This is a genomic window from Mesorhizobium sp. M0676 (assembly GCF_040320535.1).
Lineage (GTDB): Bacteria > Pseudomonadota > Alphaproteobacteria > Rhizobiales > Rhizobiaceae > Mesorhizobium.
This window is the reverse complement of the sequence record NZ_JAMYPU010000045.1, coordinates 1-13,968: the sequence shown is the minus strand read 5'-3', so window position 1 is coordinate 13,968 and position 13,968 is coordinate 1. Positions and strand designations below refer to the sequence as shown.

Genomic DNA, 13,968 nt, shown 5'->3' with positions numbered 1-13,968 from the left:
ACAAGCGCCGCGCGCCGGACTATTGCTTCAGCAGCCAGCCGAGGCGGTCGAGCGAAAATGCGTAGCTGATGGCGATGAGCAGCGTGATGACAACGCCCGTGGTCGTGTGACCGGCGGCATAGAATCCGGCTGCACCGCCAAACAGGATGGCCAGTTCAAGCACCAGCCTGACTGCGCCTGGTACAGGAACCGGCGCGCGTCCGGACCGGCTCGGATCGCCGCGCACCGCGAAGGTTCCCCACAGCGCAGCTGCAATGAACGGCAAGGCCAAGGCGAAGAGCCAGCGCCACCATCCGCCGGAGAGGCTCCAGCCGGCAAAGCCGAGGCCAAGCAAGGCGGCAAGTTCCAGCAGGAAACGCAACGTCAGATTCCACCAGGCGTTGCCCATATTCGTCCTCCAGAGTCTCGCGATCGCCAGTGTGTCCGAACGCAGCCATGCCTGCCAGCCCGGGCAGGTCTTTTCCACCGCGGCGCAAAACGGCAAGCGCCGTCGCAAACAGCGCAAGGGTGGAAGCGCCGTTTCGCTAGTGATACACCTCGCGCGCCGGGGCTGCGTAAAATACCCCACCGCCATTTGCGAGGCTGGAACGTTGAAAAAATATTCGGTATTCGCCATCGCCCGCGAGGCCATGCGCGGCCACAAGGGCTGGGAGGAACAATGGTCCTCGCCGGAACCGAAGAAGGAATATGACGTCATCATCGTCGGCGCCGGCGGTCATGGCCTGGCCACCGCCTACTATCTCGCCACCGTTCACGGCATCACCAATGTCGCGGTGCTGGAAAAGGGCTGGCTGGGCGGCGGCAACACCGGGCGCAACACCACCATCATCCGCTCCAACTACCTTTACGACGAGAGCGCCGGCATTTACGACCATGCGCTGAAGCTGTGGGATGGGCTCTCCCAGGAACTCAACTACAACGTCATGTATTCGGCGCGCGGCGTCATGATGCTGGCGCACAATGTGCACGACATCCAGGTGCTGAAGCGCCATGTCCATGCCAACCGTCTCAACGGCATCGACAATGAATGGCTGACGCCTGAGCAGGCGAAGGAATTCTGCCCGCCGCTCAACATTTCCAGGCAGGCGCGCTATCCCGTCGTCGGCGCCGCCTTGCAGCGGCGAGGCGGCACGGCGCGTCACGATGCGGTGGCCTGGGGCTATGCGCGCGGCGCTTCGGCGCGCGGCGTGCACATCATCCAGAATTGCGAGGTCACCGGCGTCAAGCGGGCGGCCAATGGCGCGGTCATGGGCGTCGACACGACGCGCGGCTTCATCGGCGCCAAGAAGGTCGGCGTGGTGGCTGCAGGCCACTCCTCGGTGATCATGAACATGGCCGGCGTGCGCATGCCGCTGGAAAGCTATCCGCTGCAGGCGCTGGTGTCGGAGCCGGTCAAGCCGGTGGTGCCGTGCGTGGTTATGTCGAACACGGTGCACGCTTACATCTCGCAGTCCGACAAGGGCGAGCTGGTGATCGGCGCCGGCACCGACCAGTATGTCTCCTATTCGCAGACCGGCGGCCTGCATATCCTGCAGCACACTCTCGACGCCATCTGCGAGATGTTCCCGATCTTCACCCGCATGAAGATGCTGCGCTCGTGGGGCGGCATCGTCGACGTGACGCCCGACCGTTCGCCGATCCTGGCCAAGACGCCGGTATCAGGCCTCTACGTCAATTGCGGCTGGGGCACGGGCGGCTTCAAGGCGACGCCCGGCTCAGGCCATGTCTTTGCCCACACGATTGCCAAGGACGATCCGCATCCTATCAACGCGCCCTTCACCATCGAGCGCTTCCGCACCGGGCGCCTCATCGACGAGGCAGCAGCGGCGGCGGTGGCGCACTGATGATGGTGGAACTGGCTGTAGCGGTGCCGCTGGTGCTGGCGGGGGAGCAGGACCTGTTCCATTTTCCGTCACCGGACGAGGTGCGGACGCAGCCGATCAGCCGCGCCGGCAACGAAGCCAATTGGCCGTTTTCGATCGACGCCGGCATTCTGGGATGCGTGTGGAGTGGTGGCCAGAAGGTGGTCATCTTCATGGAGAACAGGCCCTCCGATCTCGGCGAGGACGACACATTCGAGCCGCGCAGCGTCATCGTGACGACCGATCCGTTTCAGCTCACGATCGGCAACATGGCGTATCGCGAGCTGTTTCGCCCCGCCGCAAGCGTGGAGGAGCGCATTCGGCTCGTCGCGCCTTTTGCGGCGATGGGCCAGAGGCTTTGCAACCAACCGGCCGGCGCGCATGTCGGCCACGGCGAATTGTAGGAACGAACAGAATGCTTCTCATCCGCTGCCCCTATTGCGAGGAAGAGCGCCCGGAGCTCGAGTTCCGTAACGCCGGCGAGGCTCATATTGCGCGCTCGGCCAACATGGCGGGCGAGAGCGACGACGATTTTGAAAAGTTCTTCTTCATCCGCTCGAACCCGAAGGGCATCATCTATGAGCGCTGGCGCCACATCCATGGCTGCGCGCGTTTCTTCAACGCGGTGCGCGACACCGTCACCGACAAGTTCGTCATGACTTACAAAGCCGGCGAGCCGAAGCCGTCCAAGCTGCCCAAAAACTCCAACGAAATGGCTTCCAAATGAGCGGCGCGTTCCGCATTCCGAGCGCCGGCCGTCTCAGCCAGGCCAAGACCGCGCGGTTCTCTTTCGACGGCCAGTCTTACACCGGCATCGAAGGCGACACGCTGGCCTCGGCGCTGCTTGCCAATGGCGTGCATCTGGTGGGACGTTCGTTCAAGTATCACCGTCCGCGCGGCTTCCTGTCGGCCGGAGCGGAAGAGCCAAACGCGCTGGTCGAGGTCAAGCGCGACGCCGCGCGCAAGGCGCCGAACATCCGCGCCACCGTGCAGGAACTTTATGACGGGCTTGTCGCCCAATCTCAGAACCGCTGGCCCTCGCTCGCCTTCGATGTCGGCGCGGTCAGCGATCTGGCATCGCCGCTGTTTTCGGCCGGCTTCTATTACAAGACCTTCATGTGGCCGAAGGCAGCCTGGAAGAGCCTCTACGAGCCGAAGATCCGCGCCGCGGCCGGCCTCGGCGTTTCGCCTGACAAGCCAGATCCCGACCATTATTCGTCGCGCTATGCGCATTGCGACGTACTGGTGCTAGGCGGCGGTGCGGCCGGCATTGCGGCAGCGCTCGCCGCTGCCGAAACCGGCGCGCGTGTCATCCTCGCCGATGAACAGGCCAGCTTCGGCGGCAGCCTGCGCTTCGAGAGCGGGGCGAAGATCGACGGCCAGGACGGTTATGCCTGGGCGCAAGGCGCGGTGGCCAAGCTCACCGCCCTGGACAATGTCCGCGTTTTGTCGCGCACGACGGCGTTCGGCTACTACGCGCAGAACTTCGTCGGCCTGGTCGAGCGGGTCAGCGACCATCTGCAAAACCCCGGCCGCGATTTGCCGCGCGAGCGCCTATGGCAGGTACGCGCCAAGCGCGTGGTGCTGGCGACCGGCGCCATCGAACGCCATATCGTGTTTGCCGACAATGACCGGCCCGGCATCATGCTGGCCTCGGCGGCGCGGACTTATCTCAACCAGTACGGTGTCGCGGTCGGCAAAAATGTCGGCGTCTACACCGCCAATGACTCGGCCTACTCCGCCGCGATCGACCTGAAGAAGGCCGGCGTCAACGTGGCGGCGATCGTTGACCTGCGCGACCATCCGACCGGACCTGTGATCGACGAGGCGAGAGCGCTCGGCATCGAGGTCAATTTCGGCCGCGCGGTGATCCGCGCCGGCGGCAAGTTGCGCGTGACCTCGATGACGGTTCAGCCGAAGAATGGGGGCGGCGAGCGCACCATTCCGGTCGATGCCATCCTGATGTCGGCCGGCTGGACGCCATCGGTGCATCTGTTCTCGCAGTCGCGCGGAAAGGTCGCGTTCAATGACGAGACCAAGCGCTTCGTGCCGGGCATCTATGCGCAGGACTGCGTTTCGGTCGGCGCCTGCAACGGCACGGATGGGCTGTCGGCGTCGATCGACGAAGCCTATGCGGCCGGCGCCAAGGCGGCGAAGGATGCGGGCGGCAAAGTGGCCAAGGGCGTTAAGCCGAAGGTCGACGCGTCGGAAAGCTGGTCGCGCGGCATGCTGGGCGCGGCGCCCGGCGCCGGGCCGGACAAGACGGTCAAGGCCTTCGTCGATTTCCAGAACGACGTCACCGCCAAGGACATCCGCCAGGCGGTACATGAAGGCATGCGCTCGATCGAGCACGTCAAGCGCTTCACCACCAACGGCATGGCGACCGACCAGGGCAAGACCTCCAACATGCACGGCCTGGCGATTGCCGCCGAGACGCTTGGCAAGCCGATCCCCGAGGTCGGGCTGACCACGTTCCGCGCGCCCTATACGCCTGTCACTTTCGGCGCGATCGTCAGCCATTCGCGCGGTCCGCTGTTCGACCCGACACGCAAGACCGCGATTCATCCCTGGGCCGAAGCGCAAGGCGCCGTGTTCGAAGATGTCGGCCAGTGGAAGCGCGCCTGGTATTTCCCCCAGGCGGGCGAAGACATGCACAAGGCGGTCGACCGCGAATGCGTCGCGGTCCGCAGCAATGCCGGTCTGTTCGACGCCTCGACGCTGGGCAAGATCGAAGTGGTCGGGCCGGATGCGGCCAGGTTCATGGAACTGCTCTATACCAATCCATGGGAGAAGCTTGAGCCCGGCCGCTGCCGCTATGGCATCATGCTGCGCGAGGACGGCTTCATCTATGATGACGGCGTCGTCGGCCGACTGGCGCCGGATCGTTTCCATGTGACGACGACAACCGGCGGCGCGCCGCGTGTCATGAACCACATGGAGGACTATCTCCAGACCGAGTTCCCGCATCTGAATGTCTGGCTGACGTCAATCACCGAACAATGGGCGGTCATCGCCGTGCAGGGGCCGAAGTCGCGAGACACCATTGCACCGCTGGTCGAAGGCATCGACATGTCGGACGAGGCGCTGCCGCATATGTCGGTGCGCGAAGGCAAGATCTGCGGCGTGCCGACCAGGCTGTTTCGCATGTCGTTCACCGGCGAGCGCGGTTTTGAAGTCAACGTGCCGGCCGATCACGGCCAGGCCGTCTGGGAAGCGCTGTGGGCCGAAGGCCAAAAGCATGGCGCCGCCGCTTACGGCACCGAGGCGATGCACGTGCTGCGCGCCGAAAAGGGCTACATCATCGTCGGCCAGGACACGGACGGCACGGTGACGCCGAACGATGCCGGGCTCGACTGGGCGGTCGGCAAGAAGAAGACCGACTTCGTCGGCATCCGCGGCCTGACGCGGCCCGATCTGGTCGCCAAGGGCCGCAAGCAGCTGGTCGGCTTGAAGACCAAGGACCCGAAAGTGGTGCTTGAGGAAGGCGCGCAGATCGTCGCCGACCCGAAGCAGGCGATCCCGATGAAGATGATCGGTCACGTCACATCCAGCTACTGGTCGGAAAATTGCGGTCGCTCGATCGCGCTGGCGCTGGTTGCCGGCGGCCGCGACCGGATGGGCGACACGCTCTATGTGCCGATGCCGAACGGGGTGATCGAAGTGGAGGTTACCGGCATGGTGTTCTTCGACGAGACGGGAGGGCGCCTCAATGGCTAAGGCTGCTGCAAAGAAGACGGCCCCAGCTGCAGCGGCGTCGGTCGAGCGCCGCCCGGCCCTGGCTGGACGCTTCGTTTCCGCAACGGATGTCAAGGTCGAGGTGCTGCCGCCGGCGGAGCGCATGTCGCTGCGCGCGCCGGAGGCTTCCGTCGCGGCGCTGTCGAAGGCGCTCGGCCTGACCTTGCCGAAGCAGCCGAAAACTTCGGCGGCCAAGGCTGGCCGCACGGCGCTGTGGCTCGGCCCTGACGAGTGGCTGGTCATCGACGAGGCCGGCAAGGATCCGCTGGCCGATTGTGCTGGGGTTGCCGCATTGCATTCGGCGGTCGGCATCTCGCACCGCAACGTCGCCTTCGCCGTCACCGGCCCAGCGGCGGCCGCCGCGATCAATGCAGGCTGCCCGCAGGATTTGTCGCTCGAGGCTTTTCCGGTGCGCGCGGCGTCGCGCACCATTCTCGGCAAGTGCGAAATCCTGCTGCTGCGCACGGCAGCCGATGCCTTCCGGGTCGAGTGCTGGCGTTCCTTCTCGGACTATGTCTTTACTTTCCTGTCGGAAGCAGCCAGCGACGCGGCGGCGTAGGAACGTTTGACGGGTCAAGCCGTTCTGCTTCCCTCATCAGGGAGAACATACGATGCCGTCGAAAGTGCCGCCGAAGTCAGCTGGCAAGACGTCCGCCGTGCGCTCACTCGAACATGAGCAGCATCACGAGGTGACTGCCGAAGAGGAACTCGAGGAAGGCCTCGAGGACACGTTTCCGGCCAGCGATCCGGTGTCGATCACCTCGACCGCCATCCCAGGCGCGCCTGCAAGACCCGGCAGGGCCAAGACGGCGCCGGGTCGCAAACCGCGCAAGAAATAACCCGTTCGGCTACGCCAGGTTTGAACTCAGGAAAAGCCGGCTTGCGCTGAGGAAGTGGGGGCGCTGAGGAAAAAACGGGCGGCCGGGATTATCCTGCCGCCCTTAAATTAGTCGTTGTGCTGTGGTCGAGCCCGATCAACTTAGAACGTGCTCGGCACGATCCATGGGTTGATCTCGATGCCGAGACGCGGGCTCTTGGCCTTGACGTCGGACTTTTCGACCGAGCCGGTCACGGCGCAATCGAGCTTGGCATTGGTCGTGGTGTCGACGCAGGTGGCGGCGGGGGCCTGCTTGGTCGAGTGTGTGTTGTTGGCGGCGAAAGCCGAGCCGGAGAGAGCCAGCACGGTGGCGAGAGCGAGAAGGGTCTTGTTCATGTCTGTCTCCACCGGTTAAATTTTTTTCGTACATGTACGATACAACGTACACATACGTCCACCGAGATGGGTTTTCAAGTCGGAAAACGTACGCGTACGAAAAATCTTTTTGAACGCCGAAAAATTGCGGCGCACTGACACAGCCGAAGCTGTCAGGCCGGACGTTGAATTGGAGGGGCGGGGATGCTCAGCAGTCGACCGGGGTCTCGGTCAGCGGCGGCACATTCTGGGTGCTGAGCGTGGCGAGTGTGAAATCGCACATCCGCGTCACGAAAGCCTGTGGATCGCCGAAGGGGTAGAACGGGAACGTGATCAAAAGCGAGATGGTGCCGTGGCCGACTGCCCAAAGCATGGTGGCGATGGCGCGCGGATCGCCCTGCAGCTTGCCTGCAGCAACGCAGGCCTCGACCCTGGATATCAGCGCTTTCATCGCCGGGTTGGCCTCTTCCATGTCCTCATAGCTTCTGCCTTCCGGCAGCTTGGTCTTTTCGGTCATGAACACGGTGCGGTATTCGTTGGGATTGCCGAGCCCGAAGGCAGAATATTCGGTCATCACCGCACGCAAAGCCTCGATCGGATCGTCGGAAGGGTGCTCCTCGATGCGGCGGGCAAGTGTTTCGAAGGCATCCTCGGCCAGCGCAAACAGGATGTCTTGCTTGTCGGCGAAGTAGGAATAGACCGACATCGGAGCATAGCCGACCCGCTTGGCCAACTTCCGGATGGTCAGGCCTTCATAGCCCTCTTCCTTGACGAGCTTGTGGGCTGCGTCGAGCAGTTCGGAACGCAGTTCGGCCTTTTGTTTCTCGCGGCGTTTCTGGACGCTCAGTGGCAAGATCCGGTGCCTTTGGTTGGTTGTGCATGACTAAATATATACGCTGTACGGAAACGGGCAAGGGCGCTGTCAGGGACATCAAAAAGCGACCTCAAGCTTTCTCTCGAACAGTCGTGCCCGTCTGGTCCATTTCGCCGGCATCTATGTCACAGCATGTGTAACCTGGGCGCACGCAGGCAACATCGGACCGTTACAAACAAAGCCTATTTGGCGGCTCTGCAAGAAATTTCGGTTTTGGGGGGCCTCTATGGCTGCGATAGAGCTTTCGTCCGGGCTGCCGGGCGCACATCCACTTTCTCATGGCGCCAGGCTGGCGCTCAGGCGAGTCGTGATAGTCGCATGGCTGGCGATCGCAATCGGCTTCGCCATGGAAGCGCTTATTCTGACTGCCGGATTTGCGGCAGGTTCGCACCCGGCCCCGACCCAGGTTCTGATCGACTTGGCGCAAGGCGTGACCTGGTCATTCTTCGTCTGCGCCGGCGTCAGCCTCGGCACGGCGATCACCAAGGTGCGAGCCTCGCTTGGCGGCCTGATCGCCATGATCTCGGGGCCGCTGGCCATGGGCATCGCCAAAGGTACGCAAAAGGTGATGGTGAGCGCGCTTGATGTATCGGCAAAGCCCGTGATCCTGTCGCTCACCACGCTCGGTATGTTGCGGGCGATCGAGTATGGTTTGCTGGGCTGGATGCTGGCTTCGCTCGCATCCAAGGAAGAACCTCGCTCGCTGCATTTCATGCTGGCGGGTGCCTTGGCCGGCGCGGTGTTCGGCGGCGGGATCACGGCGCTAACGATCGAGACTGCCGCAGCCAAGGACATTGCGCTGGCATTGCCGCAGGCTGTCGCCACCGGCCTCATTGAGATCGTGTTTCCGATCGGATGCTCGCTGGTCGTCTACATCGCCCTGCAAGTCAGCCGGCACATGAAGTTCATTTCCAGCGATGCGCGCTAGAGCAGGATGATTTCAGGTCGAATTGACCTGAAATCTGAATCCGGGTCTAATCAAATTGATAGAGCATGATGTCGTCCGAAAACCGCTTCACACTTTCGGCATCATGCTCTTTCTACAGACGGTGATCGGTTTGCGTCCTGTTTCCAGGCCGGTTGCCACCGCCTCCGTATGGGCTTGCTCCCCGGTCGGGGAACGGAACTGATCCGATCTGTCATCAAATCGCGCCGACCACACTATCTCATTGTCTACTCAGGTTCGGTCGATCAGCTTGGCGGCAAGGTGCGACAGCAGCTTCACCGCTTGACCATAGGTCTTGGCCTTTTCGGGGTTGGAGGCGTTGCCGTCCAGCGCCCGCTTGTAGACGCCCTGGCAGATGGCAGCCAAACGGAAGAAGGAGAAGGCGAGGAAGAAGCTCCAATTGTCGATGCCGGCCAGCCCGCGCCGACGGCAATACGCCGCGACATAGGCTTCCTCCAAGGGCAGGCCGAGGGCGGCGCGGTCGACGCCGCCAAGACCGCGAAAGCCCGAGGCGTGCGGCAGGCGCCATTGCATGCATTGATAGGCGATGTCGGCGAAGGGATCGCCGAGTGTCGACAGTTCCCAGTCGAGCACCGCCAGCACTTTCGGCTCACTGGCTGCGAAGATCATGTTGTCCAGCCGGTAGTCGCCATGCACGAGGGATATCCGGCCGTCATCGGCCGGCGTATGCGTCTCCAGCCAGGCGATCAGCCGGTCCATGTCGGCGACCGTGCCGGTCTCCGAGGCGCGGTACTGGCTGGTCCAGCGTGCCAGCTGGCGTTCGAAGTAATTGCCGGGTTTGCCGAAATCGCCGAGCCCGACCGCCTCGACATCGACATCGTGCAGGGCCGCCAGCGTGGCGTTCATAGCATCGTAGAGGGCGGCGCGCTCATCGTTGCCAGTGGCCTCCGGCACTGCCGGATCCCAGAAGATGCGGCCGTCGAGAAAATCCATGACGTAGAACATGCGGCCGATCGGCGTCGCCTCCGCCGACAGATGCAGCATCGCCGGCACCGGCACGGCGGTGCCGGCCAGCGCCTTCATGACCGTGAATTCGCGGTCGACCTGATGCGCCGATTTCAGCAACTGGCCCGGCGGCTTGGCGCGCAGGACATAGCGGCCGCTGGCCGCGGTCAGCAGATAGGTCGGGTTCGACTGGCCGGATTTGAATTTTTCGATGGAATGAAGCCCGGCAAAACCCGGGATGTGCGCCTCGAGATAGGGCGCTAGTGCCGTCCGGTCCAGCGCGTTGGCGTCGCCGCTCATGCGGTCTCCGGCTCACGCTCGATCAGCGTCAGCGTCAGCCAGCGCGCCGTCAGCGCCGGCTTCTTCGAGCCTTCGATCTCGATGGTCACGTCATGCGCCGTCTGCACCCAGCCCGACGGCCTGACCTTGACGTCGGCCAGCACGAAGCGGGTGCGGATGCGCGCGCCGGTCTTCACCGGCGCCAGGAAGCGCAGCGAATCGAAACCGTGGTTGACGCCCATCTTGCCCTTTTCCAGCGGCGGCATGGTCTCGAAGGTCATCGCCGAGAGCAGCGACAACGACAGGAAGCCATGCGCGATGGTGCCGCCGAACGGCGTCTCGTTTTTGGCCCGCTCGGGGTCGCAATGGATGAACTGGTGGTCGTCGGTGGCGTCGGCGAACTGGTCGATCATGGTCTGTGTGACCTCGCGCCATGGCGAGACGCCGACTTCCTTGCCGACGCTGGCCAGAAGCACATCGAGACTGATCGGTTCCACTGCGGTGTCCTCCCCTTGCCGCCGACCGCGGCTCATTCCTTGAACAATGTCAGCCCATGCTGCACCGACTGCCCGCCGTCGATCGGCAGGATGGCGCCGGTGACATAGGAACCGGCACGGCTGCACAAATAGAGCGTTGCGCCGCCGATGTCATCCGCCACGCCGATACGGCCGATGGGGACATGGCTGCCGACATGTCTGGCCTTTTCTTCGGTGCCGGTGGCAAAGGCGGTCATCCGGCTCTGGAAGGGGCCGGGGGCGAAGGCGTTGACGGTGATGCGCCGCGCCGCGAGCTCGATCGCCAGCGTGCGCGTCAGGTGGTGAACGGCGCCCTTGGACGCGGTATAGGAATAGGCGTCGTCGGCCAGCGGCTGCGTGCCCATCACCGAGCCCAGATTGAGGACGCGGGCCGGATCGGCATCGCTGGCGGCGGCTTCCAGCAGCGGCAGCAATTCGCGGGTCAGGTGGAAGACGGCGGTGACGTTGACGGCGAACACCTTGGCCCAGCCGCTATAGGGAAAATCTTCCAGCGAGGCACCCCAGGATATGCCGGCATTGTTGACCAGAATATGCAGCTTCTCGGTGCGCGCCTTGACCTCGCTGACCAGCGCGGCAATGCCGGCTTCGCTCGAGACGTCACCGGCGAAACCTTCGGCACTGCCGGAGCCGCCGAGCCCGTTCAACTCAGCGGCGACCTTGATGCAATCCTCGCCCTTGCGCGAGGCGATCATCACGGTAGCGCCGGCCTGGACCAAAGCGGTCGCAACCATGCGGCCGATGCCGGTCGCGGCTCCCGTTACCAGCGCGGTCTTACCCGCGACTGAGAACAGTTCTTCCAGATAGCTCATCGCAATTCCTCCGCGCCTTTCTGCTCACGGTCCGGGGCGAAAGGGCTCGCGTTGACAAGGCTAACCGAAGTACGGTCATCCTTGCCACGGGTAAAGTGCCTGGATGCGTGAAAGGGTTGGAGACCGATGGCGGACATGAATCTCGGCATGACCGAGCGGCTGAAGCCGATCCACGCCCGTGTCGCCGCCATGGTGTGCGACGAGATCATGCCGCTCGATCATGAGTTTTTGAGCGAGGTCGGCAAGGGCGGCGACCGCTGGGTCTACACCGCGCGGCAGACCGAGATCCTCGAAGGGTTGAAGAAAACGGCCAAGGATCGCGGCCTGTGGAATTTCTGGCTGACCGGCTCCGAGCGCGGCTATGGGCTGTCAACCGTCGAATATGCCTATCTGGCCGAGGAGATGGGCAAGGCGCATCTCGGCGCGGAGACCTTCAATTGCTCGGCGCCCGACACCGGCAATATGGAGGTGCTGGAGCGCTATGGCTCGGAGGACCACAAGCGGGCATGGCTGGCGCCGCTGCTCGAGGGGAAAATCCGCTCGGCCTATCTGATGACGGAGCCGGATGTCGCCTCCTCCGACGCCACCAACATCGCCATGCGCTGCGAAAAGCAAGGCGGCGACTATGTACTCAACGGCGAGAAATGGTGGGCGTCGGGGGCCGGGGACCCGCGCTGCGCCATCTACATTGTCATGGTTCGCACCGGCGAAGCCGAGACGCAGCACCGCCGCCATTCGATGATCCTGGTGCCGTCCGGTACCAAGGGCGTGACCAAGCTGCGACCGATGCAGGTCTATGGCGATGACGACGCGCCACACGGCCACATGCATCTTCGCTTCGACAATGTCAGGGTGCCGGCGGGAAACCTGATCCTCGGCGAGGGCAGGGGGTTCGAGATCGCGCAGGGGCGGCTCGGCCCCGGCCGCATCCACCATTGCATGCGCGCCATCGGCCAAGCCGAAATGGCCCTGGAGCTGCTGTGCCAGCGCTCGGTGCGCCGCGAGGCCTTCGGCCAGCCATTGGCCAAGCTCGGCGCCAATTTCGACATCATCGCCGAGTGCCGCATGGAGATCGAGATGGCGCGGCTGCTCTGCCTCAAGGCGGCGTGGATGATCGACCAGGGCGATGCGCGCGCAGCCGCGCCCTGGATCAGCCAGATCAAGGTCATCGCACCGCGCGTCGCGCTCAAGGTCACCGACGAGGCGGTGCAGATGTTCGGGGCGCAAGGCATCAGCCAGGACACGCCGCTGGCGCGCTCGTGGACGCATTTGCGAACCCTGCGCCTTGCCGACGGGCCGGACGCCGTGCACCGCCGGCAGGTGGCGCGTACGGAGCTCAGGAAATACACGCAGGAAAAGGTCTGAGCGGATGAAGGCCATTATCGCCCGCGATTTCGCGCCGCTCGGCCAGCTCGTCCATGCCGACAATCTGAAGGAACTGGTCGGCTGGCATCTGGCCGGCAAGGTTCGGCCGGCCATCGAAGGCACTTATCCGCTGGCCGATGCCGCCGCCGTGGTGACGCGCGTGCTTGGCCGTGGCGCATCCGGCAAGCTCATCCTCAACCTGTAAGGAGCCCCGCCATGGCGATCCCCTCAGACATGAAAGCACTGCTGCTGATCGGCGACGGCTACACCAGGACGCCCTCCGGCAGCGTGCTGGAGGCGATGGAGCCGTATCTCACGCTGGGCAGCATTGGCGTGCCGACGCCCGGACCGAGCCAGGTGCTGATCAAGGTCAGCCTCGCCTCGATCAACCCGTCCGACGTCATGTTCATCAAGGGCCAGTACGGTCAGCCGCGCGCCAAGGGCCAGCCGGCCGGCTTCGAGGGTGTCGGCACGGTCGTTGCAAGCGGCGACGAGCCCTATGCGAAAAGCCTGATCGGCAAGCGCATCGCCTTCACCACCGGCGTCACCAATTGGGGCGCGTGGGCGGACTATGCAGTTGCCGAAGCTGCCGGCTGCATTCCGCTGCTCGACACGGTCCGCGACGAGGATGGCGCGGCGATGATCGTCAACCCGCTCACGGCGCTCGCCATGTTCGACATCGTCAAGGAGACGGGCGAAAAAGCCTTCATCATGACCGCCGGCGCCAGCCAGCTTTGCAAGCTGATCGCGGGTCTCGCCAAGGAGGCTGGGTTCCGGCCGATCGTCACCGTGCGCCGCGACGAGCAGATTCCGCTGTTGAAGGAGATCGGGGCTGCCCATGTGCTCAACGAGAAGGCGCCGGATTTCAAGGCAGCACTACGCGATGTGGTCAAGGCCGAGCAGCCGCGCATCTTCCTCGATGCCGTGACCGGGCCGCTGGCCTCAGCGATCTTCGACGCCATGCCGAAGCGCTCGCGCTGGATCATCTATGGACGGCTCGATCCGGACACCACTGTCATCCGTGAGCCCGGCCAGATGATCTTCCAACACAAGCACATTGAAGGCTTCTGGCTGGTCGAATGGATGCGCCAGTTCCGCGACAAGCGCGGCCCGGCGATCATGGAAGCACAGAAGCGCTTTTCGGATGGGCGCTGGTCAACCGACGTGACGGCGGTGCTACCGCTGGATGAGGCGATGGCGAAGGCCCCGGCGGAGCTGGCCAAGCCGAACGGGAAGGTGTTTATTAGGCCGTGACTTTCTACCCTCCCCCTTGTGGGGAGGGTCGGGCCAAAAAAAAAATTTTTATATTTTGGGGGGGGGGGGGTTTGCGCCGAACTCGGTTTTTAAGGGGGGCCCGCCCACCCCCAGGCAATAAAAAAAAAAAGCCACCGCCCCCCCAAAAGC

At 63.8% G+C, this 13,968-nt stretch carries 16 protein-coding genes; 10 read left to right on the top strand and 6 right to left on the bottom strand.

The window, feature by feature from the left end; genetic code table 11:
• Window positions 1-19: 19 nt before the first annotated feature.
• Window positions 20-388, bottom strand: a complete 369-nt coding sequence (locus NKI35_RS29235; protein ID WP_023671141.1) for a YrdB family protein — start codon at window positions 386-388, stop codon at window positions 20-22.
• 202 nt (window positions 389-590) lie between these two features.
• Here NKI35_RS29235 and NKI35_RS29230 point away from each other — a divergent pair, with 202 nt between their 5' ends.
• From NKI35_RS29230 to NKI35_RS29205, 6 genes are read left to right on the top strand one after another with little or no spacing between them, the layout of a single operon-like run.
• Window positions 591-1,844 (top strand): sarcosine oxidase subunit beta, encoded by a 1,254-nt coding sequence (locus NKI35_RS29230; protein ID WP_023686460.1) that lies wholly within the window; start codon window positions 591-593, stop codon window positions 1,842-1,844.
• Window positions 1,844-2,266: a hypothetical protein gene (locus tag NKI35_RS29225; RefSeq protein ID WP_023671143.1), complete on the top strand. Its 423-nt coding sequence runs from the start codon at window positions 1,844-1,846 to the stop codon at window positions 2,264-2,266. Before NKI35_RS29230 ends, NKI35_RS29225 begins: the two co-directional genes overlap by 1 nt.
• Before the next feature lie 11 nt (window positions 2,267-2,277).
• Window positions 2,278-2,589, top strand: a complete 312-nt coding sequence (locus tag NKI35_RS29220; RefSeq protein WP_023683197.1) for a sarcosine oxidase subunit delta — start codon at window positions 2,278-2,280, stop codon at window positions 2,587-2,589.
• Window positions 2,586-5,579 (top strand): sarcosine oxidase subunit alpha, encoded by a 2,994-nt coding sequence (locus NKI35_RS29215; protein WP_352742261.1) that lies wholly within the window; start codon window positions 2,586-2,588, stop codon window positions 5,577-5,579. Before NKI35_RS29220 ends, NKI35_RS29215 begins: the two co-directional genes overlap by 4 nt.
• Entirely contained in the window at window positions 5,572-6,156 is a 585-nt protein-coding gene (locus NKI35_RS29210; RefSeq protein ID WP_352742259.1) for a sarcosine oxidase subunit gamma, read from the top strand. Before NKI35_RS29215 ends, NKI35_RS29210 begins: the two co-directional genes overlap by 8 nt.
• A gap of 52 nt (window positions 6,157-6,208) precedes the next feature.
• Window positions 6,209-6,436, top strand: a complete 228-nt coding sequence (locus tag NKI35_RS29205) for a hypothetical protein (RefSeq protein ID WP_352742257.1) — start codon at window positions 6,209-6,211, stop codon at window positions 6,434-6,436.
• Between the two features lie 140 nt (window positions 6,437-6,576).
• On the opposite strand, the gene NKI35_RS29200 is transcribed toward NKI35_RS29205, so the two are convergent.
• Both NKI35_RS29200 and NKI35_RS29195 read right to left on the bottom strand, forming a co-directional pair.
• On the bottom strand, window positions 6,577-6,810 hold the full coding sequence (locus NKI35_RS29200; protein WP_023671148.1) for a DUF680 domain-containing protein: 234 nt from the start codon (window positions 6,808-6,810) through the stop codon (window positions 6,577-6,579).
• Between the two features lie 187 nt (window positions 6,811-6,997).
• On the bottom strand, window positions 6,998-7,642 hold the full coding sequence (locus tag NKI35_RS29195; RefSeq protein ID WP_352560355.1) for a TetR/AcrR family transcriptional regulator: 645 nt from the start codon (window positions 7,640-7,642) through the stop codon (window positions 6,998-7,000).
• Window positions 7,643-7,889: 247 nt separating this feature from the next.
• On the opposite strand from NKI35_RS29195, the gene NKI35_RS29190 reads away from it, so the two are divergent.
• Window positions 7,890-8,591, top strand: coding sequence for a hypothetical protein (locus tag NKI35_RS29190; protein WP_023700998.1), 702 nt, complete (start codon window positions 7,890-7,892; stop codon window positions 8,589-8,591).
• 249 nt (window positions 8,592-8,840) lie between these two features.
• Here the strand turns inward: NKI35_RS29190 and NKI35_RS29185 are convergent, their stop codons facing one another.
• The 3 genes from NKI35_RS29185 to NKI35_RS29175 are packed head-to-tail and all read right to left on the bottom strand — an operon-like array spanning window position 8,841 to window position 11,199.
• Window positions 8,841-9,875 (bottom strand): phosphotransferase, encoded by a 1,035-nt coding sequence (locus tag NKI35_RS29185; protein WP_023714056.1) that lies wholly within the window; start codon window positions 9,873-9,875, stop codon window positions 8,841-8,843.
• Window positions 9,872-10,387: a MaoC family dehydratase gene (locus NKI35_RS29180; RefSeq protein WP_280790513.1), complete on the bottom strand. Its 516-nt coding sequence runs from the start codon at window positions 10,385-10,387 to the stop codon at window positions 9,872-9,874. The genes NKI35_RS29185 and NKI35_RS29180 overlap by 4 nt, the downstream gene beginning before the upstream one ends.
• On the bottom strand, window positions 10,384-11,199 hold the full coding sequence (locus tag NKI35_RS29175; RefSeq protein WP_023714055.1) for an SDR family oxidoreductase: 816 nt from the start codon (window positions 11,197-11,199) through the stop codon (window positions 10,384-10,386). The genes NKI35_RS29180 and NKI35_RS29175 overlap by 4 nt, the downstream gene beginning before the upstream one ends.
• 126 nt (window positions 11,200-11,325) lie before the next feature.
• Here NKI35_RS29175 and NKI35_RS29170 point away from each other — a divergent pair, with 126 nt between their 5' ends.
• Genes NKI35_RS29170 through NKI35_RS29160 form a run of 3 tightly spaced genes read left to right on the top strand, consistent with a single transcriptional unit; the run spans window position 11,326 to window position 13,818 of the window.
• Window positions 11,326-12,564 (top strand): acyl-CoA dehydrogenase family protein, encoded by a 1,239-nt coding sequence (locus tag NKI35_RS29170; RefSeq protein WP_023714054.1) that lies wholly within the window; start codon window positions 11,326-11,328, stop codon window positions 12,562-12,564.
• Complete coding sequence (locus tag NKI35_RS29165; protein ID WP_198020968.1) at window positions 12,485-12,769, top strand: zinc-binding dehydrogenase; 285 nt, start codon at window positions 12,485-12,487, stop codon at window positions 12,767-12,769. The genes NKI35_RS29170 and NKI35_RS29165 overlap by 80 nt, the downstream gene beginning before the upstream one ends.
• An 11-nt stretch (window positions 12,770-12,780) precedes the next feature.
• Complete coding sequence (locus NKI35_RS29160; protein WP_023714052.1) at window positions 12,781-13,818, top strand: zinc-binding dehydrogenase; 1,038 nt, start codon at window positions 12,781-12,783, stop codon at window positions 13,816-13,818.
• Window positions 13,819-13,968 lie beyond the last annotated feature (150 nt).

Excerpts from the sequence above, each read along its gene's own strand:
- NKI35_RS29160 (WP_023714052.1), top strand. The coding sequence starts at position 12,781 with ATGGCGATCCCCTCAGACATGAAAGCACTGCTGCTGATCGGCGACGGC.
- NKI35_RS29180 (WP_280790513.1), bottom strand. The coding sequence starts at position 10,387 with ATGAGCCGCGGTCGGCGGCAAGGGGAGGACACCGCAGTGGAACCGATC.
- NKI35_RS29220 (WP_023683197.1), top strand. The coding sequence starts at position 2,278 with ATGCTTCTCATCCGCTGCCCCTATTGCGAGGAAGAGCGCCCGGAGCTC.
- NKI35_RS29235 (WP_023671141.1), bottom strand. The coding sequence starts at position 388 with ATGGGCAACGCCTGGTGGAATCTGACGTTGCGTTTCCTGCTGGAACTT.
- NKI35_RS29185 (WP_023714056.1), bottom strand. The coding sequence starts at position 9,875 with ATGAGCGGCGACGCCAACGCGCTGGACCGGACGGCACTAGCGCCCTAT.
- NKI35_RS29170 (WP_023714054.1), top strand. The coding sequence starts at position 11,326 with ATGGCGGACATGAATCTCGGCATGACCGAGCGGCTGAAGCCGATCCAC.
- NKI35_RS29190 (WP_023700998.1), top strand. The coding sequence starts at position 7,890 with ATGGCTGCGATAGAGCTTTCGTCCGGGCTGCCGGGCGCACATCCACTT.
- NKI35_RS29200 (WP_023671148.1), bottom strand. The coding sequence starts at position 6,810 with ATGAACAAGACCCTTCTCGCTCTCGCCACCGTGCTGGCTCTCTCCGGC.
- NKI35_RS29175 (WP_023714055.1), bottom strand. The coding sequence starts at position 11,199 with ATGAGCTATCTGGAAGAACTGTTCTCAGTCGCGGGTAAGACCGCGCTG.
- NKI35_RS29210 (WP_352742259.1), top strand. The coding sequence starts at position 5,572 with ATGGCTAAGGCTGCTGCAAAGAAGACGGCCCCAGCTGCAGCGGCGTCG.
- NKI35_RS29215 (WP_352742261.1), top strand. The coding sequence starts at position 2,586 with ATGAGCGGCGCGTTCCGCATTCCGAGCGCCGGCCGTCTCAGCCAGGCC.
- NKI35_RS29205 (WP_352742257.1), top strand. The coding sequence starts at position 6,209 with ATGCCGTCGAAAGTGCCGCCGAAGTCAGCTGGCAAGACGTCCGCCGTG.
- NKI35_RS29225 (WP_023671143.1), top strand. The coding sequence starts at position 1,844 with ATGATGGTGGAACTGGCTGTAGCGGTGCCGCTGGTGCTGGCGGGGGAG.